Source organism: Piscinibacter defluvii (genome assembly GCF_004011805.1).
In the GTDB taxonomy this organism is placed as follows: Bacteria; Pseudomonadota; Gammaproteobacteria; order Burkholderiales; family Burkholderiaceae_C; genus Piscinibacter; species Piscinibacter defluvii.
The window spans coordinates 234,128-256,799 of record NZ_ML137199.1 but is presented as its reverse complement, the minus strand read 5'-3'; the positions used below and the strand labels follow the sequence as shown (position 1 = coordinate 256,799).

General features: G+C 71.4%; 20 protein-coding genes. 5 read left to right on the top strand and 15 right to left on the bottom strand.

What is annotated here, in order from left to right; all coding sequences use genetic code 11:
• Position 1: 1 nt before the first annotated feature.
• The 6 genes from D9C15_RS08160 to D9C15_RS08135 all read right to left on the bottom strand — a co-directional run bounded on the left by D9C15_RS08160 (position 2) and on the right by D9C15_RS08135 (position 10,283).
• On the bottom strand, positions 2 to 6,283 hold the full coding sequence (locus D9C15_RS08160) for a hybrid sensor histidine kinase/response regulator (protein ID WP_127996941.1): 6,282 nt from the start codon (positions 6,281 to 6,283) through the stop codon (positions 2 to 4).
• A gap of 37 nt (positions 6,284 to 6,320) precedes the next feature.
• Positions 6,321 to 8,654: a methyl-accepting chemotaxis protein gene (locus tag D9C15_RS08155; protein WP_127996940.1), complete on the bottom strand. Its 2,334-nt coding sequence runs from the start codon at positions 8,652 to 8,654 to the stop codon at positions 6,321 to 6,323.
• 40 nt (positions 8,655 to 8,694) lie between these two features.
• On the bottom strand, positions 8,695 to 9,222 hold the full coding sequence (locus tag D9C15_RS08150) for a chemotaxis protein CheW (RefSeq protein ID WP_127996939.1): 528 nt from the start codon (positions 9,220 to 9,222) through the stop codon (positions 8,695 to 8,697).
• An 18-nt stretch (positions 9,223 to 9,240) separates the two neighbouring features.
• The gene (locus tag D9C15_RS08145) at positions 9,241 to 9,606 is read right to left on the bottom strand and encodes a response regulator (RefSeq protein WP_112190536.1); all 366 of its coding nucleotides are present in this window, start codon (positions 9,604 to 9,606) and stop codon (positions 9,241 to 9,243) included.
• Between the two features lie 68 nt (positions 9,607 to 9,674).
• The gene (locus D9C15_RS08140; protein WP_127996938.1) at positions 9,675 to 10,073 is read right to left on the bottom strand and encodes a response regulator; all 399 of its coding nucleotides are present in this window, start codon (positions 10,071 to 10,073) and stop codon (positions 9,675 to 9,677) included.
• 57 nt (positions 10,074 to 10,130) lie between these two features.
• A complete protein-coding gene (locus D9C15_RS08135; protein WP_047193774.1) occupies positions 10,131 to 10,283 on the bottom strand; it encodes a rubredoxin in 153 nt (50 codons plus the stop codon).
• Positions 10,284 to 10,467: 184 nt separating this feature from the next.
• Here D9C15_RS08135 and thiD point away from each other — a divergent pair, with 184 nt between their 5' ends.
• Both thiD and hemL read left to right on the top strand, forming a co-directional pair.
• On the top strand, positions 10,468 to 11,424 hold the full coding sequence (thiD, locus tag D9C15_RS08130; protein WP_127996937.1) for a bifunctional hydroxymethylpyrimidine kinase/phosphomethylpyrimidine kinase: 957 nt from the start codon (positions 10,468 to 10,470) through the stop codon (positions 11,422 to 11,424).
• Entirely contained in the window at positions 11,414 to 12,712 is a 1,299-nt protein-coding gene (gene hemL / locus D9C15_RS08125) for a glutamate-1-semialdehyde 2,1-aminomutase (RefSeq protein WP_127996936.1), read from the top strand. Before thiD ends, hemL begins: the two co-directional genes overlap by 11 nt.
• 10 nt (positions 12,713 to 12,722) lie before the next feature.
• On the opposite strand, the gene D9C15_RS08120 is transcribed toward hemL, so the two are convergent.
• A complete protein-coding gene (locus D9C15_RS08120; protein ID WP_127996935.1) occupies positions 12,723 to 13,190 on the bottom strand; it encodes a DUF6152 family protein in 468 nt (155 codons plus the stop codon).
• Positions 13,191 to 13,214: 24 nt separating this feature from the next.
• Positions 13,215 to 13,655 (bottom strand): hypothetical protein, encoded by a 441-nt coding sequence (locus tag D9C15_RS08115; RefSeq protein WP_127996934.1) that lies wholly within the window; start codon positions 13,653 to 13,655, stop codon positions 13,215 to 13,217.
• Positions 13,656 to 13,708: 53 nt separating this feature from the next.
• On the opposite strand from D9C15_RS08115, the gene mpl reads away from it, so the two are divergent.
• Complete coding sequence (gene mpl, locus D9C15_RS08110) at positions 13,709 to 15,070, top strand: UDP-N-acetylmuramate:L-alanyl-gamma-D-glutamyl-meso-diaminopimelate ligase (protein WP_127996933.1); 1,362 nt, start codon at positions 13,709 to 13,711, stop codon at positions 15,068 to 15,070.
• A 7-nt stretch (positions 15,071 to 15,077) separates the two neighbouring features.
• Here mpl and D9C15_RS08105 read toward each other — a convergent pair whose 3' ends face one another.
• Complete coding sequence (locus tag D9C15_RS08105) at positions 15,078 to 16,139, bottom strand: 6-phosphofructokinase (RefSeq protein ID WP_127996932.1); 1,062 nt, start codon at positions 16,137 to 16,139, stop codon at positions 15,078 to 15,080.
• A 62-nt stretch (positions 16,140 to 16,201) separates the two neighbouring features.
• On the opposite strand from D9C15_RS08105, the gene D9C15_RS08100 reads away from it, so the two are divergent.
• Together D9C15_RS08100 and fabG are read left to right on the top strand one after the other, a co-directional pair.
• Complete coding sequence (locus D9C15_RS08100; RefSeq protein WP_127996931.1) at positions 16,202 to 16,810, top strand: YqiA/YcfP family alpha/beta fold hydrolase; 609 nt, start codon at positions 16,202 to 16,204, stop codon at positions 16,808 to 16,810.
• On the top strand, positions 16,807 to 17,547 hold the full coding sequence (gene fabG, locus D9C15_RS08095; protein WP_127996930.1) for a 3-oxoacyl-ACP reductase FabG: 741 nt from the start codon (positions 16,807 to 16,809) through the stop codon (positions 17,545 to 17,547). Before D9C15_RS08100 ends, fabG begins: the two co-directional genes overlap by 4 nt.
• Here fabG and D9C15_RS08090 read toward each other — a convergent pair whose 3' ends face one another.
• From D9C15_RS08090 to D9C15_RS08065, 6 genes are all read right to left on the bottom strand, one after another.
• Complete coding sequence (locus tag D9C15_RS08090) at positions 17,548 to 17,769, bottom strand: hypothetical protein (protein ID WP_127996929.1); 222 nt, start codon at positions 17,767 to 17,769, stop codon at positions 17,548 to 17,550.
• A gap of 10 nt (positions 17,770 to 17,779) precedes the next feature.
• Positions 17,780 to 17,965 (bottom strand): hypothetical protein, encoded by a 186-nt coding sequence (locus D9C15_RS08085; protein ID WP_127996928.1) that lies wholly within the window; start codon positions 17,963 to 17,965, stop codon positions 17,780 to 17,782.
• A 12-nt stretch (positions 17,966 to 17,977) separates the two neighbouring features.
• On the bottom strand, positions 17,978 to 18,913 hold the full coding sequence (gene lpxC / locus D9C15_RS08080) for a UDP-3-O-acyl-N-acetylglucosamine deacetylase (protein WP_127996927.1): 936 nt from the start codon (positions 18,911 to 18,913) through the stop codon (positions 17,978 to 17,980).
• A gap of 146 nt (positions 18,914 to 19,059) precedes the next feature.
• Entirely contained in the window at positions 19,060 to 20,265 is a 1,206-nt protein-coding gene (ftsZ, locus tag D9C15_RS08075) for a cell division protein FtsZ (protein WP_127996926.1), read from the bottom strand.
• Positions 20,266 to 20,404: 139 nt separating this feature from the next.
• On the bottom strand, positions 20,405 to 21,634 hold the full coding sequence (gene ftsA, locus D9C15_RS08070; RefSeq protein ID WP_127996925.1) for a cell division protein FtsA: 1,230 nt from the start codon (positions 21,632 to 21,634) through the stop codon (positions 20,405 to 20,407).
• Between the two features lie 3 nt (positions 21,635 to 21,637).
• Positions 21,638 to 22,432 carry a cell division protein FtsQ/DivIB gene (locus D9C15_RS08065; RefSeq protein WP_127996924.1) on the bottom strand — a complete coding sequence of 265 codons (795 nt, stop codon included), beginning with the start codon at positions 22,430 to 22,432 and terminating at the stop codon, positions 21,638 to 21,640.
• Between the last annotated feature and the right edge of the window lie 240 nt (positions 22,433 to 22,672).

Genomic DNA, 22,672 nt, shown 5'->3' with positions numbered 1-22,672 from the left:
CTCAGGCCGGCACGGCTGCGCTCGTGTAGCGGGCGATCAGCGCCAGCAGGTCGTCTTCGGCGTACGGCTTGCCGAGGTAGTGGTCGACACCCAGCTCCGCCGCGTAGTCGCGGTGCTTCTGCGCGATGCGCGAGGTGATCATGATCACCGGCAGCGCACGCAGGCGCGCGTCGGCGCGGATGTTGCGCACCAGGTCGAAGCCGTCCATGCGCGGCATCTCGATGTCCGACAGCACGATCTGCGGCAGTTCCTCGGCCAGGCGCTCGAGCGCCTCGATGCCGTCCTTGGCGAGTACCACGCGGTAGCCCTCGCGCACCAGCAGGCGCTGCGTGACGCGGCGCACCGTCAGCGAATCGTCGACCACCAGCACCAGCGGTGCGGCCTGCACCGGCGCCGCGGCCATCGGCTGCTGCGGCTGCGCCGGCTGCGAGGCCGAGGCCTGCAGCGCGGACAGCGTCGCGGCGCGGGCCGAGTCGCCGTACAGCGTGGCCAGCGCCACCGGGTTGTAGATCAGCGCTACGGCGCCGGAGGCCAGCAGGGTCATGCCGGCCAGGCCGGGCAGGCGCGAGAGCTGCGGGCCGAGGTTCTTGACCACCACTTCCTGGTTGCCCAGCACTTCGTCGACGTGCAGCGCGACGCGCTGCTGCGCGCTGCGCACGACCACGACCGCACGGGTGCGCCCGGTCGCCTCGGTCGGCCGCGCGCTGGTCTGCAGCAGCGCGCCAAGCCAGAAGAACGGCATCGGCCGCTCGTTGAGCGTGTAGACGCCGCTGGCGTAGCAGGCATCGACCTCGGCCGGCGTGGCGCGGCGCACGATCTCGATCAGCGTCGAGGGCACGGCGACGGTGGAGTCGCCGCAGCGCAGCATCACCACCTGCGTCACCGCGGTGGTCAGCGGTAACACCAGCCTGAACGAGGTGCCCTGGCCGGGCGAGGTGGCGGTCTCGATGCGGCCGCCCATCGCGTTGACCTCGGAACGCACCACGTCCATGCCGACGCCGCGGCCGGCCAGTTCGGTCACCGTCTCGGCGGTGCTGAAGCCGGGCGTGAAGATCAGGTTGGCGAGCTCGGCGTCGCTCGGCTGCGCGTCCGGCGCGAGCAGGCCGCTCGCCTGGCCCTTGGCGCGGATCGCCGCCAGGTCCAGCCCGCGGCCGTCGTCGCGGAACTCGATGCCGACCTCGTTGCCTTCCTGCGTCAGCGAGACGATCACCAGCCCGCTCGGCTCCTTGCCGGCGCCCGTGCGCTGCTCGGGCGACTCGATGCCGTGCGTCACGCTGTTGCGCAGCAGGTGCTCGAACGAACCGGTCATGCGGTCGAGCACGCCGCGGTCGACTTCGATCGAGCCGCCGACGATGTCCAGCCGCACCTGCTTGCCGGTCTCCTTGGCGGCCTGCCGCACGACGCGGTAGAGGCGGTCGGACAGGCTCTCGAACTCCACCATGCGGGTGCGCAGCAGGTCGTCCTGCAGGTCGCGCGTCAGGCGCGCCTGGGTGGCCAGCTCGTCCTCGGCGCTGTCCAGCGCGCGCTGCAGGGTGCGCTGCACCGTGGCGACGTCGTTGACCGACTCGGCCATCATGCGGGTGATTTCCTGGAAGCGCGTGAAGCGGTCGAACTCGAGCGGGTCGAAGGACTGCGAGGCCGCCTTGGCCGCCTCCAGCCGCGAGCTCATCTGCGTCTCGGCCTGCAGCTCGATGTCGCGCAGCTGCTGGCGCAGGCGCTCCAGGTTCTCGGTCAGGTCGCCCAGCGAGCCCTTGATCTGGCCGACCTCGGACTCGATGCGCGAGCGCGTGATCGACACCTCGCCGGCCTGGTTGACCAGGCGGTCCAGCAGCGGCGCGCGCACGCGCACCGACGACTGCGCAGCCCCCTGGGTCTTGTCGGCCACCACGCGGCTGGTCGGCCCGCCGAGGGCGAAGCGCGACCAGTCGATCGGCGGCAGCGCCTCGGCCGGCGCGGCAGCCGGAGCGGGCGCGGCGGCCTGCTCCGGTGCGGCCGGGGGCTCGTTGGCGGCGCTCACGTCGGTCGGCGCGACCGGCGCGTCCGGCACGGCGAGCAGCACCGGGGCCACGGCCACCGGCGCCGGCGCCGCCGGCGGCTCGGGCAGCGGCTCGGCGGCGAGCGCCGCACCGGCCTCGGCGTAGGCCGCGGCGTCACGCGCCCGCAGCGCCTCGAACACCTGGGCCAGCGCGTCACCGCGCGACTGCAGCTGCTCCACGTCGGCCGCCGGCACCGGCTGCTGCGCGAGCAGCTGCTCGATGCGGGTCTCGAGGCGGTGCGCCATCTCGCCCAGGCGCATCGCGCCGGCCAGGCGGGCACCGCCCTTGAGCGTGTGCAGCGTGCGCATGCAGGCGGCAGCGTGGCTGGCGTCGCCCGGGCGGCGCGCCCAGTCGCGCAGCTGCGCCGACAGCCGGGGCAGCAGGTCCTGCCCCTCTTCCTCGAAGATGGGGAACAGCTCGGCGTCGACCGCATCGACCGCGTCGATGTCTTCGGTGCCCTCGATCGCCGGCTCGACCACGTGGTGCGCGCGCTGCGACAGCTCGGGCGCCTCGGCCAGCGGCTTGAGCTCGGGCTGGCCGAGTGCGTCCAGGCGCGAATCCAGCGCGCCGAAGGCGCTGGTGGCCAGGAAACCCGGGCCGGTGAGCGGCGCCGGCGCGGTCGCCTCGATGTGTTCGGTGCTCTCGGCGGGCGCTTCGGCGGCCGGTTCGTGCGCGGCCCCGAGCGTGATCGTTTCGACGGCCGGCTCGGGCAGCGGCGCGGGCGCGGTGGGTTCGGGCAGCTCGGCCGCGGCGGTGGCCGCCTCCAGGCGGCGCGCCGAATCGATCTCGTGCCCGGCCAGGCGTTGCAGCAGCGCCGGATCGGGCTCCTTCAGGAAGCCGGCGGCGAACTGGTGCAGCAGGCGGCGGATCTCCTCGGCCACCTCGACGAACAGGCGCGCCTCGTCGGGCGTGCCGAAGCCGACCGCCTGTGAGCGCATCTGCGCATGCTCGAGCTGGCGTGCGAGGTTGGACAGGTCGTTGAAGCCGACCGTCGCCGAGCTGCCGGCCAGCGAATGCGCCAGCGCGATCGGCGTCTCGCCGACCGGCCGATGCAGCTCCATGGCCCATTCGGCCAGCTCGGTGGTCAGACGGCGCGACAGCTCGTCGGCCTCGTTGAGGTAGATGTTGAACAGCGGGATGCCGATGCGCAGCGGGCCGACGACCTTGACGTTCTCCTCTTCGGGCGACGCGGCCGGCACCGGTGCGGCCGGCTCGGCCGGTGCGCCGAGGTCCAGCGCCAGGTCGGCCTCCACCACAGGGGTGGGCTGCAGGGCCTCGAACACCGGAGCCTCGGCGGCGGCAGCGTCCAGGTCCAGGTCGATCAGCTCGACCGTCATGTCGGGCACCGGCAGCGCCGCCTCGGGCAGCTCGTGCAGCGGCAGCGGCTGGGTGGCCAGCGGGTCGAACGGGGTCTGCAGCGCGGTGGCCTGCATGTCGAGCACGGCCCCCTCTGGCGCGGCCGGCACGGGCTCGGCGGGCAGCGGTTCGTCGAGCGCCTTCAGGTCGAGGTCGAAGGCCAGCTCGGCCAGTGCCGGCGCCAGCGGGGCGGCCGGGGCGGACAGGTCGCGCAGCTCGAGGTCGGCGGCGCTCGGCAGGTCGGGCGGCAGGCCGATGTTCAGCGGCGGCAGCGGTGGCAGTTCGGCCGCGACGGGCGCCGGGGCGGCCGGGGCCGGTGCGGCGGCCACGGCCGCAGCGGTGGCCGACTGCAGCGGCGGCTCGCCGGCCATCAGGCGCTGCGCGGCGGCCTTGATCGGCGCGGCACTGCGCGCGGCGTCGCGCCGCGCCGCGATGTCCTCGACCCAGCCGGCCAGCTGGCCCAGCACCCATTCGGTGAACTCGAGCAGCGGCTGGTCGGCGCCGCGGTGCTCGGCCAGCTGCGCGTTGTAGAGCTGCTCGCAGGCCCAGGCGGCTTCGCCGAATTCCTTCAGCCCGACCATGCGCGAGCTGCCCTTGAGGGTGTGGAAGGCACGCCGCACGGTGGTCTGCAGCGGCAGGTCGGACGGCGCCTGCGCCAGGTCGGCGCGCGCCGTGCCGGCGTCGCGCAGCACCTCGCGCGCTTCCTCCAGGAAGATCTCGCGCATCTCGTCGTCTTCGGCCAGGCCGGAGTCGACCGCCGGCGCGGGCGCGGCGGCCGCGAGCGGCGGCGGCGGCGGCTCGGGCACGAACTCCATCGGCCGCGACGAGGTGTGCACGAAGTCGACCAGCGCCTCCGAGAGCTCGCCGCGCAACGAGGCGACGAAGTCCGGGTTCTGCTCGACATCGGCCTTCTCGAGTGCCTCGCGCGAGCGCTCGACGGTGGCCAGCAGCGCACCCTGATCCGCGGCCTGGGCCTCGTGCGACAGGCGCTCGAGTTCGCGCGCGACCTCGGCCACCGGCACGTCGCCGCGCGCCGCGGTGAAGGCGAGCTGCTGGGCCTGCTCGATCAGGCGCGGCTCGACCGGCGGCGGCGCCGCGCCGAGCTGGCGTGCGCCGGGGCCGCGGCCCATCACCGGGTCCAGCGTGCCGGTGCGCGGGTCGAACACGAACAGCGACTTGGCCAGCTGCGGCTGCACGCTGAGCATGTCGATCAGGAAGCCGAGCGCGCCCAGGTTGCCGGCAATGCGGTCGAACAGGCCGGTCTGGTCGACACGCTGGGGGTCGAGCTGGGTCTGCACCAGGCCTTCGATCTCGTCGCGCATGCGCAGCAACGCGGCGGTGGCCTGGTCCATGCCCAGCACCGACAGCACACCACGCATCGCGGCAAGCTGGTTCGGCACCGGGATCAGCACCTGGCGGTCGTCCGGGTTGCGGAAGAACTGGTCGATCGCCTTCTCGCTCTCCGACAGCGAGCTGCGCAGCTCCTGCACCACGCTGCCCATGGTCTGGCGGTCACTGACGCGGCGGTACAGCTCCTCCATCCAGGGCTCGAGCGGCTCGGGCGGGCGGCCCTCGCGCACGGCGCCGAGCCGGTCCGCGAGGCGCCTGACGCGCTCGGCCTGCTCGGGGTGGTCGAACTCGGAATCCTCCAGCGCCGCCTCGATGTACAGCAGGCTGGTGGCCACCTCCATGGCCAGCGGGGCCGCCGGCGGCTCGCCGCTGCTCTGGGTCTGCGCCACCGCCATCTGCAGTTCGGCCGCGAAGGCCTCGCCGAGCGGGAACAGCCGCTTGAGCGAATCGCCCACCAGCGAGAACTGCTCGGCCAGTCCGGCCAGGCGATGCAGTTCGCCACCGGCCACGCCGGACCAGGATTCCTTGGCTGCCGCGACGCGCTTGCGCGCCTGCACGATCACCGCCGGGTCGAAACGGCCCAGCGGGCTGACGCTGTAGTCCACCGGCACGTGGTGCGCCAGCCCGTAGGCCTGGCGCACGGCGGCCAGGCGCGGCGCGCCCTTGCCGTCGCCGGGCGAGGCGGCCTGGGCGCAGAAGAACAGCAGGTCCTGAGCGAGGCGTTCGGAGACCTGCGTCTCGCCCTTCTCGAGCGCGCGGTACTGCGCCAGCAGGCGCGAGGCCAGGCGCTTGCTGAACACGTCGAAGGCGAGCAGGTTCTGCGCATTCGCCTCGTAGACCGCCGCCGCCAGCTTCCACAGCGTCGCGACCTCGGTCTCGCGGGCCGCGGCACCGAGCCCGGCGGTCAGCTCGCTCATGCGCGCCGCGGCCACCAGCGGCTGCGGGCTGCGCATCAGGCCGAGCATGTTGGCCTCGAGCGCATGGTGCGTCGCGTCGTCGATCGCACGCGGCTGCACGCCGGTGTCGGCCGGCAGCGCGCGCCAGCGCCAGTCGACGTTCCAGAGATCCGCCGGGTGGATGCGTTCCGCCCCGGCCGCCTCCTGCACCGCGCGGTACTGCGGGAACAGCGCCAGCGCCGAGACCGGCTTGCCGGCCAGCATGCGCGACAGGTAGTCGAGCAGCGCGAACGAGGCGTGCTCGATGGACTCGACCAGCGCCGGCGTCAGCTTGTGCGGCTTGGCGATGATCTTCTGCACCGCCGCCTCGCTGGCGCGCAGCAGCAGCGCCGCCGACTGCAGGCCGACCAGCTCGAGCGCACCCACGCCCTGGTGGATCTGCGTGCGCGCGCTGCGCAGCACGGAGGGATCGACCGAGTCGACGTCCGAGCTGCTGACCGCCTCCGACTCCTTCAGGTAACGGCGCAAGGACTTGTGCGCCGCATCGAGCGAGCGGCGCAGTTCGTCTTGCACCCACGCCAGGGCGCTGAGGTCGTCGGCAGGCCCGCTGCGGGTGGCCGTCGGGGTGGCGGTTCGCGTGTCCATGCGGGGCCCTGGATGGAGGGTCAGAGGAAAGGGGACGTCACTCGATCTTGAAACGCGCGACCGACTGCTTCAGCTCCTCGGCGGTGCGCGACAGCTCGCGCACCATCGCGGCGGTCGAGCGCGTGCCCTCGCCGGTCTGCTCGGTCACGGCGAAGATGTGCTGGATGTTGGCCGCCACCACGTTGGCCGACTGCGCTTCGGACTGCGCCTGCGAGGAGATCTGCGTGATCAGGTCGGCGAGCTGGCGCGAGACGCGGTCGATGTCGTTCAGCGCCGCACCGGCAGCGTCCGACAGGCGGGCGTTCTCGACCACGCCCTGGGTGCTGCGCTCCATGGCGCCCACCGCGTCCTGCGTGTCGGTCTGAATGGTCTTGACCAGCGCCGCGATCTGGCGCGTCGCGTCGCCGGAGCGCTCGGCCAGGCGCTGCACTTCCTCGGCCACCACCGAGAAGCCGCGACCGGCTTCGCCGGCGGAGGCCGCCTGGATGGCGGCGTTCAGCGCCAGCACGTTGGTCTGCTCGGTAATGTCGGAGATCAGCTCGGTGATTTCGCCGATCTCCTGCGACGATTCGCCCAGGCGCTTGATCCGCTTGGAGGTTTCCTGGATCTGGTCGCGCAGCATGTTCATGCCGCCGATGGTGTTCTGCACCGCGCGCAGGCCGGACTCGGCCGCTTCGCGCGACTGGCGCGCCACCTGAGCGGTTTCCTGCGCCTGCGCCGACACGTTGTTGATCCGGGTGGCCATCTGCAGCACCGACTCGCCGGTGTCGCGGATCTCGCGCAGCTGCTCGGTCGAGGCCGCCAGCAGCTCGGTGGACGTGGCCTCGACCTGCTGCGTGGTCTCGGTCACCCGGCCCACCGTGCCCTGCACCTGGGCCACCAGGGTGCGCAGCTCCTCCACCGTGTAGTTCACCGAGTCGGCGATGGCGCCGGTGATGTCCTCGGTCACGGTGGCCTGCTGCGTCAGGTCGCCTTCGGCCACCGTCTGCAGTTCGTTCATCAGCCGCAGAATGGCCGCCTGGTTGGCGTCGTTGACGCGCTTGGCCTCCTGCTCCTGGCGCTCGGCCTCCTGGCGCTGCGCCTCGGCGAGCTGGGCGCGCTGCGCCTGGTCACGCACGTACAGGCGCAGGAAGCCGTAGCCGCCGGCCGCCATCAGCGCGGCGAAGGCGATCAGCGCCAGCAGGCTGCCGGCGCCGAAGCCGGTCTGGCCGGACAGGCCTTCCTGCACCGTCTCCAGCCCTTTGCGCAGCGGCTCGCTGTCCGCGATGATCGCCGCCTGCGCCTCGCGCGCGGACACCAGGCCCTGCAGGTTGCCCAGAATGGCGCCGGCCTGCGTGCGGGTGTCCTCGTACTGCTTGAGCAGCGCGACCAGGCGCTCCTTGGTCTGCGGGTCCTTGGTGCCGGGCAGGCGCAGCTCGGGGTTGCCGTCGGCCAGGCCCTGGGCGATCTCGCGGAACGAGTTCAGGTCCTTGCCGAGCAGGAACACCGCCTCGGGCGACACGCCTTCCATCGTCAGGAATTCGTTGGCCGACTTGCCGATGCGCTGCGTCAGCATCACCAGCTGGCCGACCGCGGAGAGCTCGGCCGGCGAGGCCTCCTGCTGCAGCTTGAGCGAGGAGATGGTCTCGGCGATCTCCAGCAGGTCGGACGACTGGCGGTTGATGGTGCGCAGCGCCTGGCCCACCTGGGTCAGGATCTTCTGCTGGCCGATCACGGTGTTGGCGTTCTTCTCGGCGCGGTCCACCAGCGGCATCAGCGGGTCGAGTGCCGGCTGCACCGACGCCGGCGCGGCGGCGAGCGCCCCTTCGCCGGTCTTCAGGTCGCGCACGGTCTTGACCAGCACGTCGGCGCTCTCGCGCACTTCCGGGAAGGCCTGCGGGCTGCCGATCAGCGCCTGCGAGACCGACTTCGCGAGCCGCTGCGACTGCATCAGCGCCTGGCCGGTGGCACCCACCTGGGCCGCGCCCTTGTTGGCGGACTGCAGCGACAGGATGGTGACGACCACCAGCCCGAGGAAGCCCAGCAGCACCAGGCCGCCGAGGATGCGCTGCTGCTCGCCCAGCGGGCGCTGCCCGATCAGCGGCAGGCCGGAGCCGGCGCCGGCGGCCGCGGCCGCCGAGGCGGCGCGTGCCTCGGTGAACTCGGCCATCTCGGAGGGTGCGGCCTCGGTGATGATCGACGAATCCATCTGCACCGTCTGCTGCAGCGTGGCCGCGTCCATCGCGGCGCTGCCGTCGGGGCCCGGCAGCGGCAGGTCGGGCACCTCGCCGCGCGCGGGGGCATCGTCGAAGCGGCCGTCCTGTTCGAGCGTGTCCTGGTCGGTGGCGCCGTCCTTGCGCCCCAGTCCTTTGATCTTGTTCAGGAAGCTCATGCGAGTTTCTCCGGGTCAATGATGCCGACGGGCATGTGATTCAACCGACGATGCGCAGGAACTGCTCGTCGCCGGCCAGGGCCGCCGGGCTGAGTTCCTGCCAGACGCGGCCGGAGCCGTCGCGCAGGCGCGCGCCGGCGAAGGTGGGTCGGGTCGAGCCGTCGTCCGGCTCGCGCGTGAGTTGCTCTTCGTTGCGCAGGCCGGCGAGGCGGTCCACGAGCAGCACGCAGTTCAGGTCGAGCGACTGGTTGAAGCCGACCAGCTGGCCCTGGCCGGGCGCCGGCGGCGGCGCGTCCGCGCCCTTCAGGCCGAGGAAGCCGGCCAGGTCGACCACGCCGTGCAGGTGGCCGCGCAGGTTGGCCACGCCGAGGAACCAGCGGTGCGTGTGCGGCACGGCCAGCAGCGGCGCGGGCGCGAAGATCTCGCCGGCCTCGCGCAGCGGGAACAGCAGGCCGCGGCCGGCGCATTCGACCGCCAGCCACGAGCTGCCGCGCTGCTGCGTGCGCGCCGCCTGCAGGCGCTCGGCCAGCCGGCTCTGGAGTTCACGCAGGGCTTCCTTCCTGGCCATGTGCTCGCTGCCCGCGCGTCAGTCGAAGGCCTTGATCTTGGAGACCAGCTCGTCGGCGTCGACCGGCTTGACGATGTAGTCGCGCGCGCCCTGCCGCATGCCCCAGACCTTGTCGGTCTCCTGGTTCTTGCTGGTGCACATGATCACCGGCACGTTGGCGAAGCGCGGGTCGCGCGTGATCGCCCGGGTCAGCTGGAAGCCGTTCTGGCCGGGCATCACCACGTCCATCAGGATCAGGTCGGGCTTGTCCTCGCCGAGGCGGCGCATCGCCTCCTCGCCGTTCTCGGCGGTGCGCACCGCGTAGCCGCGCTTGCTCAGCAGCTCCGACAGGTGGTGCAGCTCGGTCTTCGAATCGTCGACCAGCAGGATCTTCTGGATCGCCATGACGGTGTCCTCATCAACCGGCGCCTCCAGGGCGCCTCAGTGCTTTCGAATCGGGGGAACGGCCGGCCTCACGCGGCCCGCCGGTGCTGGGCCACGGCCTGCAGCAGCTGGTCCTTGGTGAAGGGCTTGGTCAGGTAGTCCTCGGAGCCGACCATGCGCCCGCGCGCCTTGTCGAACAGTCCGTCCTTGGACGACAGCATGATCACCGGCACCTCGGCGAAACGCGCGTTGCGCTTGATGATCGCGCAGGTCTGGTAGCCGTCCAGGCGCGGCATCAGGATGTCGCAGAAGATCAGGTCGGGCTCGTTGTCGTTGACCTTGGACAGCGCGTCGAAGCCGTCCTCGGCCAGCAGCACGCTGTGGCCGCCCTGCTTCAGGAAGATCTCGGCGCTGCGGCGGATCGTGTTGCTGTCATCGATGACCAGCACCTTGAGGCCCGCGGTTCCGGCTGGGACTTCGTTGCTCACCGAGCTTTCTCCTCAACGACGCCTGGCACGGCGGCTGTGCGACCGACCCTCGTGGGGTCAGATCTGCACCATCTCGAAGTCTTCCTTGCGAGCGCCGCACTCCGGACAGGTCCAGTTCATCGGTACATCCGCCCAGGCCGTGCCCGGGGCGATCCCGTGCTCCGGATCCCCGGCCGCCTCGTCATAGATCCATCCGCAGATGAGGCACATCCAGGTACGCGGTTCGCTCACGGATTGACTTGGTCATTCACTACAATGGAGCCAGATTGTAGCCACGCACCCTGGCAAAAAACCAAGGATCCGTAGGCACATACGCAACATTCTTCACGTTCGGCTGGAGGTCGGCCGAAGGTCTCTCGGGAGGCCTTTTCCCGGCCCGACCGACCCCGCGCCCATGAGCACTCCCACCCCCACCACCGACGGTGCCGACGAGGCCCTGCAGGAGCAGAGCGCGCCGGCGTGCGTGATGAGCTTCAACGCCAGCGACCCGAGCGGCGCCGGCGGCCTGGCCGGCGACGTGTCGACCATCGCCGCGATGGGGGCGCATGCGCTGCCGATCGTCACCAGCATCGTGATGCGCGACACGGCCGAGGTGTTCGACCACCATGCGCTGGACGCCGACGTGATGGTCGAGCAGGCGCGCAGCGTGCTGGAGGACGTGACCATCGCCGCCTGGAAGGTCGGTTTCCTCGGCTCGGCCGAAGGCGTCGGCGCGGTGGCCGAGATCCTGTCCGACTACCCGGACGTGCCGCTGGTGGCCTACATGCCCAACCTCAGCTGGCTCGAGGAAGACGCCCAGCAGGCTTACCTGGAGGCCTTCCGCGAGCTGGTGCTGCCGCAGACCGAGGTGCTGGTGGGCAGCCACCAGACCTTGACCGACTTCCTGCTGCCCGACTGGGACAGCGAGCGCCCGGCCTCGCCGCGCGAGCTGGCGGTGGCCGCCGGCGAACACGGCACGCGCTTCGTGCTGGTGACGAGCGTGGTGCTGCCCAGCGGCAAGAAGGGCAGCGACCAGTTCCTCGACAATGTGCTCGCCTCGCCACAGGGCGCGATCACGGGCGAGAAGTTCGAGCGCTTCGACGCCGCCTTCGTCGGCGCCGGCGATACCCTGTCGGCGGCGCTGGCGGCGCTGCTGGCCTCGGGCGCCGAACTGCACGCCGCGGTCGGCGAGGCGCTGACCTTCCTCGACGAGGCGCTGGACGCGGGCTTCCGCCCCGGCATGGGCAATGTCGTGCCCGACCGCTTCTTCTGGGCCCTGCCACCCGCCGAGGAGGGCGAGGACGGCGGCGCCACACCGGGCGACGAACCCGCTGCCGACGACCCCCCGAAAGGCCCGCGCCATGTCCACTGATTCCCGCAACGCGCGCCTGTTCGCCCGCGCCCAGCAGGTCATCCCCGGCGGGGTCAACTCGCCGGTGCGCGCCTTCCGTGCCGTCGGCGGCGTGCCGCGCTTCATCGCCCGAGCCGAGGGCGCCTACATGATCGACGCCGACGGCCGGCGCTACATCGACTACATCGGCTCCTGGGGCCCGATGATCCTCGGCCACGGCCACCCGGCGGTGCTCGAGGCGGTGCAGCAGGCGGCGCGCGAGGGCCTGTCGTACGGCGCGCCGACCGAGCGCGAGGTCGAGCTGGCCGAGGCCATCCTGGCGCACGTGCCGAGCATGGAGATGCTGCGCCTGGTGAGCTCCGGCACCGAGGCGGCGATGAGCGCGCTGCGCCTGGCGCGCGGCGCCACCGGCCGCAGCAGGATCATCAAGTTCGAGGGCTGCTACCACGGCCATGCCGACGCGCTGCTGGTCAAGGCCGGCTCGGGGCTGGCGACCTTCGGCCACCCCACTTCCGCCGGCGTGCCGGCCGAGGTGGTGCAGCACACCCTGGTGCTCGAGTACAACAACCTGGCGCAGATCGAGGAGGCCTTCGCGCTGCACGGCCGTGACCTCGCCTGCGTGATGATCGAGCCGATCGCCGGCAACATGAACTTCGTGCGCGCCAGCGTGCCGTTCATGACGCGCCTGCGCGAGCTGTGCACGCAGCACGGCGCGCTGCTGGTGTTCGACGAGGTGATGACGGGCTTCCGTGTCGGGCTGGGCAGTGCCCAGGCGCATTACGCGAAGCTCATCCCCGGGTTCGCGCCCGACATGAGCGTGTTCGGCAAGGTGATCGGCGGCGGCATGCCGCTGGCCGCCTTCGGCGGCAAGCGCGCAGTGATGGAACAGCTCGCGCCGCTCGGGCCGGTCTACCAGGCCGGCACGCTCTCGGGCAACCCGGTGGCCACGGCTTGCGGGCTGGCCACGCTGAAGGAGATCGCGAAACCAGGCTTCTACGAAGCGCTCGCCCAGCGCACCCGCGAGCTGGTCGACGGTCTGGTGGGTGCGGCGAAGGCCGCCGGCGTGCCGATGGTGGGCGACTGCGAAGGCGGCATGTTCGGCTTCTTCTTCGCCGGCGAGCTGCCGCAGAACTACGCCAGCGTGCTGGCCACCGACAAGGAACGCTTCAACCGCTTCTTCCACGCCATGCTGGAGTCCGGCGTGTACTTCGCGCCGGCGCTGTACGAGGCCGGCTTCGTCAGCGCCGCACATGGCGCGGCGGAGATCGGGGCAACGGTCGAGGCCGCCGCCCGCGCGCTGCGCGCCTGATCCGGCCCGATCAGGCCGGCGAGGAACGCAACCCGTAGGTCTTGCCGCCGACGAACAGGTACTCGGCACGCAGCACCGCGTCGCCCTTCTCCTCGGTGAAGGTGAAGCCGAGCAGCGCGACACGATCGCCGTCCTTCAGCTCGGGCACCTGCCACGCCTGCATGCGCGTCAGCGGCGCGAGCTCGATGTGCCAGACCTTGTCGCGGCGCGTCGGCAACCGGGCTGCGGCAAGCAGCTTCGGCCCGTCGACCTGGGCCGACTGCGCCGGCAGCGGCCGCTGAGCGAGGTCGGCGGGAAGCCTGAGGTCGGCCGCCAGTTCGAGGTCGAACTCGACGTGCGGGTTGCGCCAGGCCACCCGGCGCGCCAGGCCCTCGAGGTAGATCGGGCGCCCCTGGTCGAAACTGCTCCAGCCGTGGTGGGCGAAGGCGGCCGACGAGGCCGCGGCGGAGGCGGCGGCAAGGAAGGTTCTGCGCTGCATGGCGGGCTCCGAGGTCGGGCCGGATCAGTAGTAGGCGATCCAGCGGCCGCAGATGATGACGGCGAGCCAAAGCCCCAGCGAGACCAAGGTCTGCGCCCGCGCGGTGCGGTCGAGCTTGTCGAGGCTGCCGCGTGCGTGGAACCCCGCGGCATTCAGGCCGGCGAACATCAGCAGCACCATCTTGGTGACGAACACGCGGTTGGCCAGCAGTTCGCCGGCCTGGCTGACGAACATCATCAGCCCGGTGGCGCCAGCCAGGCCGAAGCCGGCCAGCGAGACCGTGAGCCCGAGCCGCGCCAGCGCCGGCATGGCCAGCGTGGCGCCCAGGCCCCAGACCCGCAGCTCGACCAGCACCAGGCTGCCCAGCATCAGCGCGATGCCGACGATGTGCGCCGCCTCGAGCGCCGGGTAGAGCCAGGGGTGCGTCGCGATCCAGGCGAAGGCGGTGAAGTCGTCACGCGGCATGCCCCTCACCTTAGCAGGGCGCCGGCGGCGGGGGCGTTCTTAGAATCGGCCGCATGCACATCCACATCCTCGGCATCTGCGGCACCTTCATGGGCGGCCTCGCGGCGCTGGCCCGCGAGGGCGGCCACCGGGTGACCGGCTGCGACGCGAACGTCTACCCGCCGATGAGCGACCAGCTGCGCGCGCTGGACATCGAGCTGATCGAGGGCTGGGACGCCGCACAGCTGGCGCTGAAGCCGGACCTGTTCGTGGTCGGCAACGTGGTCAGCCGCGGCAACGCGCTGATGGAGGCCATCCTGAACGCCGGGCTGCCCTACACCAGCGGCCCGCAGTGGCTGGCCGAGCATGTGCTGCAGGGCCGCCACGTGCTGGCGGTGGCGGGCACGCACGGCAAGACGACCACCACCTCGATGCTCGCCTGGGTGCTCGAGCAGGCGGGGCTGCAGCCGGGCTTCCTGGTCGGCGGCGTGCCGCTGAACTTCGGCGTCTCGGCGCGGCTGGGCGCGGGCAAGACGTTCGTGATCGAGGCCGACGAGTACGACACCGCGTTCTTCGACAAGCGCAGCAAGTTCGTGCACTACCGGCCGCGCACCGCGATCCTGAACAACCTCGAGCTCGATCACGCCGACATCTTCGAGAACCTGGCGGCCATCGAGCGCCAGTTCCACCACCTGGTGCGCACCGTGCCCGGGCAGGGCCGGCTGGTGGTCAACGCACGCGAGGAGGCGCTGCAGCGCGTGCTGGCGATGGGCTGCTGGAGCGAGGTGGTGCGCTTCGGCGCGCGCAAGGAGGAGCCGGGCGCGTTGCGCGCACGCGGCGAGCCGCACGCCTTCGACGTGCTGCGCGGCAGCCTGAAGGTGGCGCGCGTGGACTGGTCGCTGCTGGGCGAGCACAACCAGCTCAACGCGCTGGCGACCATCGCCGCGGCCGAGCATGCCGGCGTCGCTCCCGAGGTTTCGGCGCGCGCGCTCGCGGGCTTCGAGAACGTGCGGCGCCGGCTCGAGCTGCGCGGCGAGGCGGGCGGGGTGAAGGTCTACGATGACTTCGCGCACCACCCCACCGCGATGCGCACCACCATCAACGGCCTGCGCCGCAAGGTCGGCACGCAGCGCATCCTGGCGGTGTTCGAGCCGCGCTCGAACACGATGAAGCTGGGCACGATGAAGGCGCAGCTGCCCTGGTCGCTCGAGGAGGCCGACCTCGCCTTCTGCCACAGCGGCGGGCTGACCTGGAGCGCCGAGGAGGCGCTCGCGCCGATGGGCCGGCTCGCGGTGGTGTGCGACGGCATCGACAAGCTGGTCGAGCGCGTCGTCGCCGCGGCCCGCCCGGGCGACCATGTGCTGTGCATGAGCAACGGCGGCTTCGGCGGCATCCACGCCAAGCTGCTGGAGGCGCTCGCACGCGCGCCGCGTTAGCCCGCGGTCAGACCCCGAGCGACACGCCGGTGTCGCGCGCCGCCTGCAGCAGCGGGTGGTCGGCCGGCACGTGGCGGTTGCGCCCGGCCACCTCGGCCAGCGGCACGCTGGCCATCTCGTTGCCGCGCAGCACCACCATGCGGTTGAACTCGCCGCGCTGGATCAGCTGCGCCGCCGCGTGGCCGTAGCGTGTGGCCAGCACGCGGTCGAACGGCGTCGGCGCGCCGCCGCGCTGCACGTGGCCGAGGATGGTGGTGCGCACCTCGCAGTCCAGGTGCGGCTGCAGCTGATGGCGCAGCAGGTTGCCGACGCCGCCGAGCCGGATCGGGTCGGGCGAGGTCTCGATGCGCTCCTGCACCGTCAGGCCACCGCCCTCGGCGGTCGCCCCCTCGGCCAGCGCGATGACGGTGAAGCGCTGGCGCTGCTCGCGCTCGCGGCAGACCTCGATCACCTTGTCGAGCCGGTACGGGATCTCGGGAATCAGGATCACGTCGGCCCCGCCGGCGAGGCCGGCCTCGAGCGCGATCCAGCCGGCGTAGCGCCCCATGGTCTCGAGGATCATCACGCGGCCGTGGCTCTGGCCGGTGGTGGTCAGCCGGTCGAGCGCGTCGGTGACGATCGCCACCGCGGTGTCGAAGCCGAAGCAGCGGTCGGTGTGCTCGAGGTCGTTGTCGATGGTCTTCGGGCAGCCCACCACCGGCAGGCCCTTCAGGCTGATGCGGTGTGCGATGTCCATGCTGCCGTCGCCGCCGATCACCACCAGCGCGTCCAGCCCGAGCTCGCGCGCATAGGCGATCACGCCGTCGGACACATCCGCCCCGCCGGCACCGAAGTAGGCAAACGGGTCGGCGCGGTTGTGCGTGCCCAGCACCGTGCCGCCGGTGGCGATCAGCCCGGCCACGGCGCGCAGATCCAGCGGCCGCACGCGGCGCTGGATCAGGCCGAGGAAACCCTGCTCGATGCCGATCACCTCGGCGCCGAGCTGGCGCACGAGCGACTTCACCACCGCCCGGATCACCGCGTTCAGGCCGGGGCAGTCGCCCCCGCCGGTCAGGACGCCGACACGCATGCCTCGTCTCCTCGTTCGTTGTCAGGCCCAGTGTAGGGTCGCCCGATAGACTCCCGTCCTTGATGCCGCGCAAGCCACCGACCCACCTCCTCTACCTGCACGGTTTCCGCTCGTCGCCGCGCTCGGCCAAGGCGCAGCGCCTCGCGCAGTGGGTGGCCGCGCACCGGCCCGATCTGCACTGGTGCTGCCCGCAGCTGCCGCCCTCGCCGCGCGAGGCCGTCGCGCTGGCCGAGCGCGAGATCGCCGGCTGGCCGCGCGACACGATGGCCGTGATCGGCAGCTCGCTGGGCGGCTTCTACGCCACCGTGCTGGCCGAACGCCACGGCTGCCCGGCCGTGCTGCTGAACCCGGCGGTGGACCCGGCGCGCGACCTGAGCGCCCATGTCGGCGAGCAGACGGCGTTCCACGACCCGGCCGAGCGCTTCTTCTTCCGCCCCGAGTTCGTCGACGAGCTGCGCGCGCTGACACCGACGGCCCTCACGCGGCCGCAGCGCTACTTTGCCGTCGTCGCCAAGGGCGACGAGCTGCTCGACTGGCGCGAGATGGCCGCACGTTATGCCGGCGGCCGCGTCAAGCTGCTCGAAGGCAGCGACCACGGGCTGTCGGATTTCGACGAGCATCTCCCCGACATCCTCCACTTCCTGCAACTCACCCCGCAGTGCATCGAATGAAGCTGAAAGACAAGGTCTGCATCGTCACCGGCGCGGCACAGGGCATCGGCCTGGCCACTGCGCTGAAGTTCGCCAGCGAGGGCGCCGCCGTCGCGGTGTGCGACATGCGCGACGGCCCGGTACGCGAGGCGGTGGCCCAGTGCCGCGAGCGCGGCGCGCGTGCCGAGGGCTACGTGGTCAACGTGACCGACCGCGGCGCGGTCGACACCATGGTGGCGGCGGTGCACCGCGCCTTCGGCCGCATCGACGTGCTGGTCAACAACGCCGGCATCACGAAGGACGCGCGGCTGCAGAAGATGACGCTGGAGCAGTTCGACGCGGTCATCGACGTCAACCTGCGCGGCGTGTTCCATGCCTCGCAGGCGGTGGCCGACATCATGGTGGCGCAGGGCGGCGGCGCGATCCTCAACGCCAGCTCGGTGGTGGGCATCTACGGCAACTTCGGCCAGACCAACTACGCGGCCAGCAAGTTCGGCGTGATCGGCTTCACCAAGACCTGGAGCCGCGAGCTCGGGCCCAAGGGCGTGCGGGTCAACGCGGTGGCGCCGGGTTTCATCGAGACGCCGATCCTGACGACCATCCCCGACAAGGTGCTCGACCAGATGCGCGACCAGGTGCCGCTCAAGCGCCTGGGCCGGCCGGAGGAGATCGCCAACGTCTACGCCTTCCTGGCCTCGGACGAGGCCAGCTACGTGAACGGCGCGGTGATCGAGGTCTCGGGCGGGATGACCGTCTGATCAGTCCGCCGGCCGGCCCCAGGTGACGATGGTCCAGACCACCCGGCCCCAGACCTCGATGTTGAACCAGGCCAGCGCGACCAGGATGGTGTACTGGCGCATCCGGCCGCCGAGCTCCTTCAGGCGGTCGTCGTCGCGCAGCACGTAGAGCAGGAACGAGAGCAGCCAGAGGCCGGCGAAGACGCCGCCGATCACGCCCATGATCCAGCGGAACACGGTCATGGTGCCATCCTCACAGCAGCATGGCCGCGCGCTCGAGCAGTAGCACGGCGAAGAAGCCGAGCGCGGCGATCACGGTCCACTTGACGATGCGGATGCCCAGCACGCGCCAGCGCGGCTGGCCGGTGCCGACGTACATCGCGAAGCACAGCAGCCCCGCCACCAGCAGCAGCAGGACGATCAGTCGGAAGATCAGCATCTCTTGCGGTCATCACCAGGCGGGAGCGAGTTCCGCCAGACCGCGCGGGGCTCTCGACGCATCGTCGAAGGTCACGAGTTCCCAGGCTTGCGGGTCGGCCATCAGCTTGCGCAGCAGCTTGTTGTTCAGCGCGTGGCCGGAGCGGAAGGCGCTGTAGGCGGCCAGCAGCGGGTGGCCGGCCATCGCCATGTCGCCGATCGCGTCGAGGATCTTGTGCTTGACGAACTCGTCGTCGTAGCGCAGGCCTTCGGCATTCAGCACCTTGCGCTCGTCGACCACGATCACGTTGTCCATGCTGCCGCCGCGCCCCAGGCCACGGGCGCGCATCATGTCCACGTCCTTCGTGAAGCCGAAGGTGCGCGCGCGGGCGATCTCGCGCTTGTACTGGCCCGAGCCCATGTCGAACTCGACGCGCTGGCCGGTCTGGTCGACCGCGGGGTGGTCGAAGTCGATCTCGAAGGCGAGCTTGTAGCCCTCGAAGGGCTCGAGCTTTGCCCACATCAGGCGCGCGCCCTCGCCCTCGCGGATCTCGACCGGCTTCTTCACCCGGATGAAGCGCTTGGGCGCGTCCTGCAGCGCGATGCCGGCGCTCTGCAGCAGGTAGACGAAGCTGGCCGCCGAGCCGTCGAGGATGGGCACCTCCTCGGCGGTGATGTCGACGATCAGGTTGTCGAGCCCGAGACCGGCGCAGGCCGACAGCAGGTGCTCGACCGTCTGCACCTTCGGGCCGCCCGGGTCCCCGCCCGGCGAGAGCGTGGTGGCCATGCGCGTGTCGCTCACCACCTCGGGCGTGACCGTGATCGCCACCGGCTGCGGCAGGTCGACACGCCGGAACACGATGCCGTGGTCCGGCGGCGCGGGGCGCAGCGTCATCTCGACCCGCTGCCCGCCGTGCACGCCCACACCGACGGCGCGGGTCATCGATTGCAGGGTGCGCTGCTGGAGCATGGCCACGATTGTCCCCGATCCGGCGCCGCTCGCGCAGCCGCGCTTAGACAGCCCAGTCGAGCGATCACCGCGGATCCGGCTCCGCCGGTCCGCCGGTGATGCCCCCTCGAGGGGGAGCGCCGTCAGGCGCTCCGGGGGTGGGCCCTTCAGTCAGCCTGCTTGCGCAGGAACGCCGGGATCTCGATCTCGTCCATGCCGTTGCTGGCCAGCGCGTCGACCTTGGCCGCCGCGGTGCGGCCGTTGCGCCACACGCTGGGCGTGGACAGCGCGCTGTAGTCGTGCGCCGGCGGCGTGGTCTGCACCGGCGTGGTCAGCACCGGGATGTTGTCGGTGCCGGTGCGCTGCATGGTCGCCGGCTGGCTGTGCACGACCTGGATCGGCGCCTGCTGGGCGCGCCGCACCGGGCTCAGGCCGGTGGCGATCACCGTCACGCGCAGCTGGTCGCCCAGGCTGTCGTCGTAGGCGGTGCCGTAGATCACGTGCGCGTCGTCGGCGGCGTAGCGGCGGATGCAGTTCATCGCGTTGCGGCTCTCGCTGAGCTTGAAGCTGCTGCGCGCCGCGGCGATCAGCACCAGCACGCCGCGCGCACCGGACAGGTCGATGCCCTCCAGCAGCGGGCAGGCCACGGCGGCCTCGGCGGCCTTGTGGGCGCGGTCCGGGCCGGTGGCGCTGGCGGTACCCATCATCGCCTTGCCGGGCTCGCTCATCACCGTCTTCACGTCCTCGAAGTCGACGTTCACGAGGCCGGGAATGTGGATGATGTCGCTGATGCCGCCGACCGCGTTCTTCAGCACGTCGTTGGCGTGCGCGAAGGCCTGGTCCTGCGTGACGTCGTCGCCCAGCACCTCGAGCAGCTTGTCGTTCAGGATCACGATCAGCGAGTCGACGTTGGCCTCCAGCTCGGCCACGCCGGCGTCGGCCGCCTTCATGCGGCGGTTGCCCTCGAAGTCGAACGGCTTGGTGACCACGCCGACCGTCAGGATGCCCATCTCCTTGGCCACGCGCGCGATCACCGGCGCCGCACCGGTGCCCGTGCCGCCGCCCATGCCCGCGGTGATGAACAGCATGTTCGCGCCGTCGATCGACTGGCGGATCCGATCGACCGCCTCCTCGGCCGCGTTCTTGCCGGCCTCGGGCTTGGCGCCGGCGCCCAGGCCGGTGGTGCCGAGCTGGATCAGCTGGCTGGCCGCCGAACGGTTGAGCGCCTGGGCGTCGGTGTTCGCGCAGATGAACTCCACGCCCTGCACGCCCTGGTTGATCATGTGCTCGACGGCGTTGCCGCCGCCGCCGCCGACGCCGATGACCTTGATCTTCGTGCCGAGGTCGAATTCTTCGATCATTTCGATGGGCATGGTGGTGCTCCGTTCCTGTGTCGCAGTTGCCGTGATGGGTTGAAAGCGTCGCGAGACGCTGCGTTGTTTCATCGGGCCCGGGTCGAGCCGGGTCTTGTGGGTCAGCGGAGGATCGTGGTTGTTCATCGTGTCCTCCTTGTCAAAAGTTGCCGAGGAACCAGTCCTTGGCGCGGCCGAACAGCGTCTTCACCGAACCGGCCTGTTGCGCGGCACGCTGCCCGCGCGTGCGCGCCAGGCGCGCCTCCTCGAGCAGGCCCATGACGGTGGCCGAACGCGGGTTGGCGACCATGTCCGACAGCGGGCCGTGGTAGGTGGGGATGCCCTTGCGCACCGGCTTGAGGAAGATGTCCTCGCCGAGTTCGACCATGCCGGGCATCACCGCCGCGCCGCCGGTGATCACGATGCCGGAGGAGAGCAGCTCCTCGCAGCCGCTCTCGCGGATCACCTGGTGCACCAGCGAGTAGATCTCCTCGACGCGCGGCTCGATCACGCCGGCCAGCGCCTGGCGCGAGAGCATGCGCGGCGCACGGTCGCCCAGGCCCGGCACCTCCAGGTTCTCGGCCGGGTCGGCCAGCAGCTGCTTGGCCACGCCATACTCGACCTTGATCTCCTCGGCGTCCTTGGTCGGCGTGCGCAGCGCCATCGCGATGTCGCTCGTGATCAGGTCGCCGGCGATCGGGATCACCGCCGTGTGGCGGATCGAGCCGTCGGTGAAGATCGCCACGTCGGTGGTGCCGGCGCCGATGTCCACCAGCGCCACGCCGAGGTCCTTCTCGTCCTCGGTCAGCACCGCATGGCTGCTGGCGCTCGGGTTCAGCACCAGCTGCTCCACCTCGAGCCCGCAGCGCCGCACGCACTTGACGATGTTCTCGGCCGCGCTGCCCGCGCCGGTGACGATGTGCACCTTCACCTCGAGCCGGCCGCCGCTCATGCCGATCGGCTCCTTGACCTCGTGGCCGTCGATCACGAACTCCTGCGCCTGCACCAGCAGCAGGCGCTGGTCGTTCGGGATGTTGATCGCCTTGGCGGTCTCGACGACGCGTGCCACGTCCACCGGCGTGACCTCCTTGTCGCGCACGATCACCATGCCGGTGGAGTTCTGGCCGCGGATGTGGCTGCCGGTGATGCCGGTGTAGACGCGCGTGATCTTGCAGTCGGCCATCATCTCGGCCTCCTTCAAGGCCTGCTGGATGGACTGCACCGTCGCGTCGATGTTGACCACCACGCCGCGCTTCAGGCCATGCGTGGGCGCGATGCCCAGGCCGGCGACGCGCAGCTCGCCGTCGGCCTGCACCTCGGCCACCACCGCCATCACCTTGGCCGTGCCGATGTCCAGGCCGACCACCAGATCCTTGTATTCCTTGGGCATTCTTTATTTCCCTCCCGCCGCGGCCGGCACGGTCGTCGAGATGCCCTTCAGGCGCACCGCGTAGCCGTCGTTGTGGCGCAGGTCGGCGTACACCAGCGGGCGCTGCTGGTGCTGCGCGATCACCTGCGGCAGCGTGGCAACGAAACGCCGCACGCGTTCGACGATCTCGTCGTCGTTGCCGCGGCCGATCTCGATCTCGGCGCCGTCGTCCAGTTCGGCGCGCAGCGAGGCACGCCCGGACATCTCGAGCCGCTCGATGCGCATGTCCAGCGGCGCGACCACCGGCTGCAGCCGCTGCACCAGCATCAGCAGGCGCGCCGAGCTGCCCTCGGGGCCCTGCAGCGTGGGCAGCGACTCGTCCTCCACGTCGCCCGGGTTGGCCTGGAACACCTCGCCGAAGGTGTTGACCAGCTTCTCGGCGCCGTTCTCGGTCTCCCAGAAGGCGGCGGCGTGGTGCTCCTCGAGCTGCACGTGCAGCCGGTTCGGCCAGACGCGCCGCACCACCGCCTGGCGCACCCAGGGCACGGCCTCGAAGGCCCGCTTCGCGCGCGCCAGGTCCAGGCTGAAGAAATGGCCGGCCAGGTGCGGCGCGGCGTTGGCGCGGATGGTCGACACGCTGTTGCGCGTGATCTCGCCCTCGATGCGGATCGACTGGAGCGCGAACGGCGGCTGCTTCGCCACCCACAGCAGCAGTGCCGCAGCGAGCGCGGCCGAGCCGATGAAGGCGAGCAGCAGCGCGGTCGCGTTCATCAGCCGGACGTCGCCGGGCAGCGTGGGTTGAAGGGCGTCGGCGGCCATGGGCTCAGAAGCTGTGAAAGAACCCAACGCGCCCGCGCCGGGGTGGCCAAGGGCCTTGGGCAAGGCGCGCCGCGCCGCCCAGACTGGCCGTCTGGGCCAGCGGCGCAACGCGGCCCAAGGCCCTTGGGTACCCCGGCCCGAAGGGTGAGCCCCGGGAACGGGCCCACTGCGCGTTGCAAATGCTCGACGTGCCACCCGGCACGTCTGTGCTTTGCGCCTTCATTGGGCCCGTTCCCGGGG

What these genes read in the sequence shown, in the direction of transcription:
- D9C15_RS08100 (WP_127996931.1), top strand. Translation starts at nt 16,202, where the DNA reads ATGCCGCGCAAGCCACCGACCCACCTCCTCTACCTGCACGGTTTCCGC.
- thiD (WP_127996937.1), top strand. Translation starts at nt 10,468, where the DNA reads ATGAGCACTCCCACCCCCACCACCGACGGTGCCGACGAGGCCCTGCAG.
- D9C15_RS08090 (WP_127996929.1), bottom strand. Translation starts at nt 17,769, where the DNA reads ATGACCGTGTTCCGCTGGATCATGGGCGTGATCGGCGGCGTCTTCGCC.
- D9C15_RS08115 (WP_127996934.1), bottom strand. Translation starts at nt 13,655, where the DNA reads ATGCCGCGTGACGACTTCACCGCCTTCGCCTGGATCGCGACGCACCCC.
- hemL (WP_127996936.1), top strand. Translation starts at nt 11,414, where the DNA reads ATGTCCACTGATTCCCGCAACGCGCGCCTGTTCGCCCGCGCCCAGCAG.
- mpl (WP_127996933.1), top strand. Translation starts at nt 13,709, where the DNA reads ATGCACATCCACATCCTCGGCATCTGCGGCACCTTCATGGGCGGCCTC.
- D9C15_RS08160 (WP_127996941.1), bottom strand. Translation starts at nt 6,283, where the DNA reads ATGGACACGCGAACCGCCACCCCGACGGCCACCCGCAGCGGGCCTGCC.
- D9C15_RS08145 (WP_112190536.1), bottom strand. Translation starts at nt 9,606, where the DNA reads ATGGCGATCCAGAAGATCCTGCTGGTCGACGATTCGAAGACCGAGCTG.
- lpxC (WP_127996927.1), bottom strand. Translation starts at nt 18,913, where the DNA reads ATGCTCCAGCAGCGCACCCTGCAATCGATGACCCGCGCCGTCGGTGTG.
- D9C15_RS08120 (WP_127996935.1), bottom strand. Translation starts at nt 13,190, where the DNA reads ATGCAGCGCAGAACCTTCCTTGCCGCCGCCTCCGCCGCGGCCTCGTCG.
- D9C15_RS08135 (WP_047193774.1), bottom strand. Translation starts at nt 10,283, where the DNA reads ATGTGCCTCATCTGCGGATGGATCTATGACGAGGCGGCCGGGGATCCG.
- D9C15_RS08085 (WP_127996928.1), bottom strand. Translation starts at nt 17,965, where the DNA reads ATGCTGATCTTCCGACTGATCGTCCTGCTGCTGCTGGTGGCGGGGCTG.
- D9C15_RS08155 (WP_127996940.1), bottom strand. Translation starts at nt 8,654, where the DNA reads ATGAGCTTCCTGAACAAGATCAAAGGACTGGGGCGCAAGGACGGCGCC.
- fabG (WP_127996930.1), top strand. Translation starts at nt 16,807, where the DNA reads ATGAAGCTGAAAGACAAGGTCTGCATCGTCACCGGCGCGGCACAGGGC.
- ftsA (WP_127996925.1), bottom strand. Translation starts at nt 21,634, where the DNA reads ATGCCCAAGGAATACAAGGATCTGGTGGTCGGCCTGGACATCGGCACG.
- D9C15_RS08105 (WP_127996932.1), bottom strand. Translation starts at nt 16,139, where the DNA reads ATGCGTGTCGGCGTCCTGACCGGCGGGGGCGACTGCCCCGGCCTGAAC.
- D9C15_RS08065 (WP_127996924.1), bottom strand. Translation starts at nt 22,432, where the DNA reads ATGGCCGCCGACGCCCTTCAACCCACGCTGCCCGGCGACGTCCGGCTG.
- D9C15_RS08150 (WP_127996939.1), bottom strand. Translation starts at nt 9,222, where the DNA reads ATGGCCAGGAAGGAAGCCCTGCGTGAACTCCAGAGCCGGCTGGCCGAG.
- ftsZ (WP_127996926.1), bottom strand. Translation starts at nt 20,265, where the DNA reads ATGCCCATCGAAATGATCGAAGAATTCGACCTCGGCACGAAGATCAAG.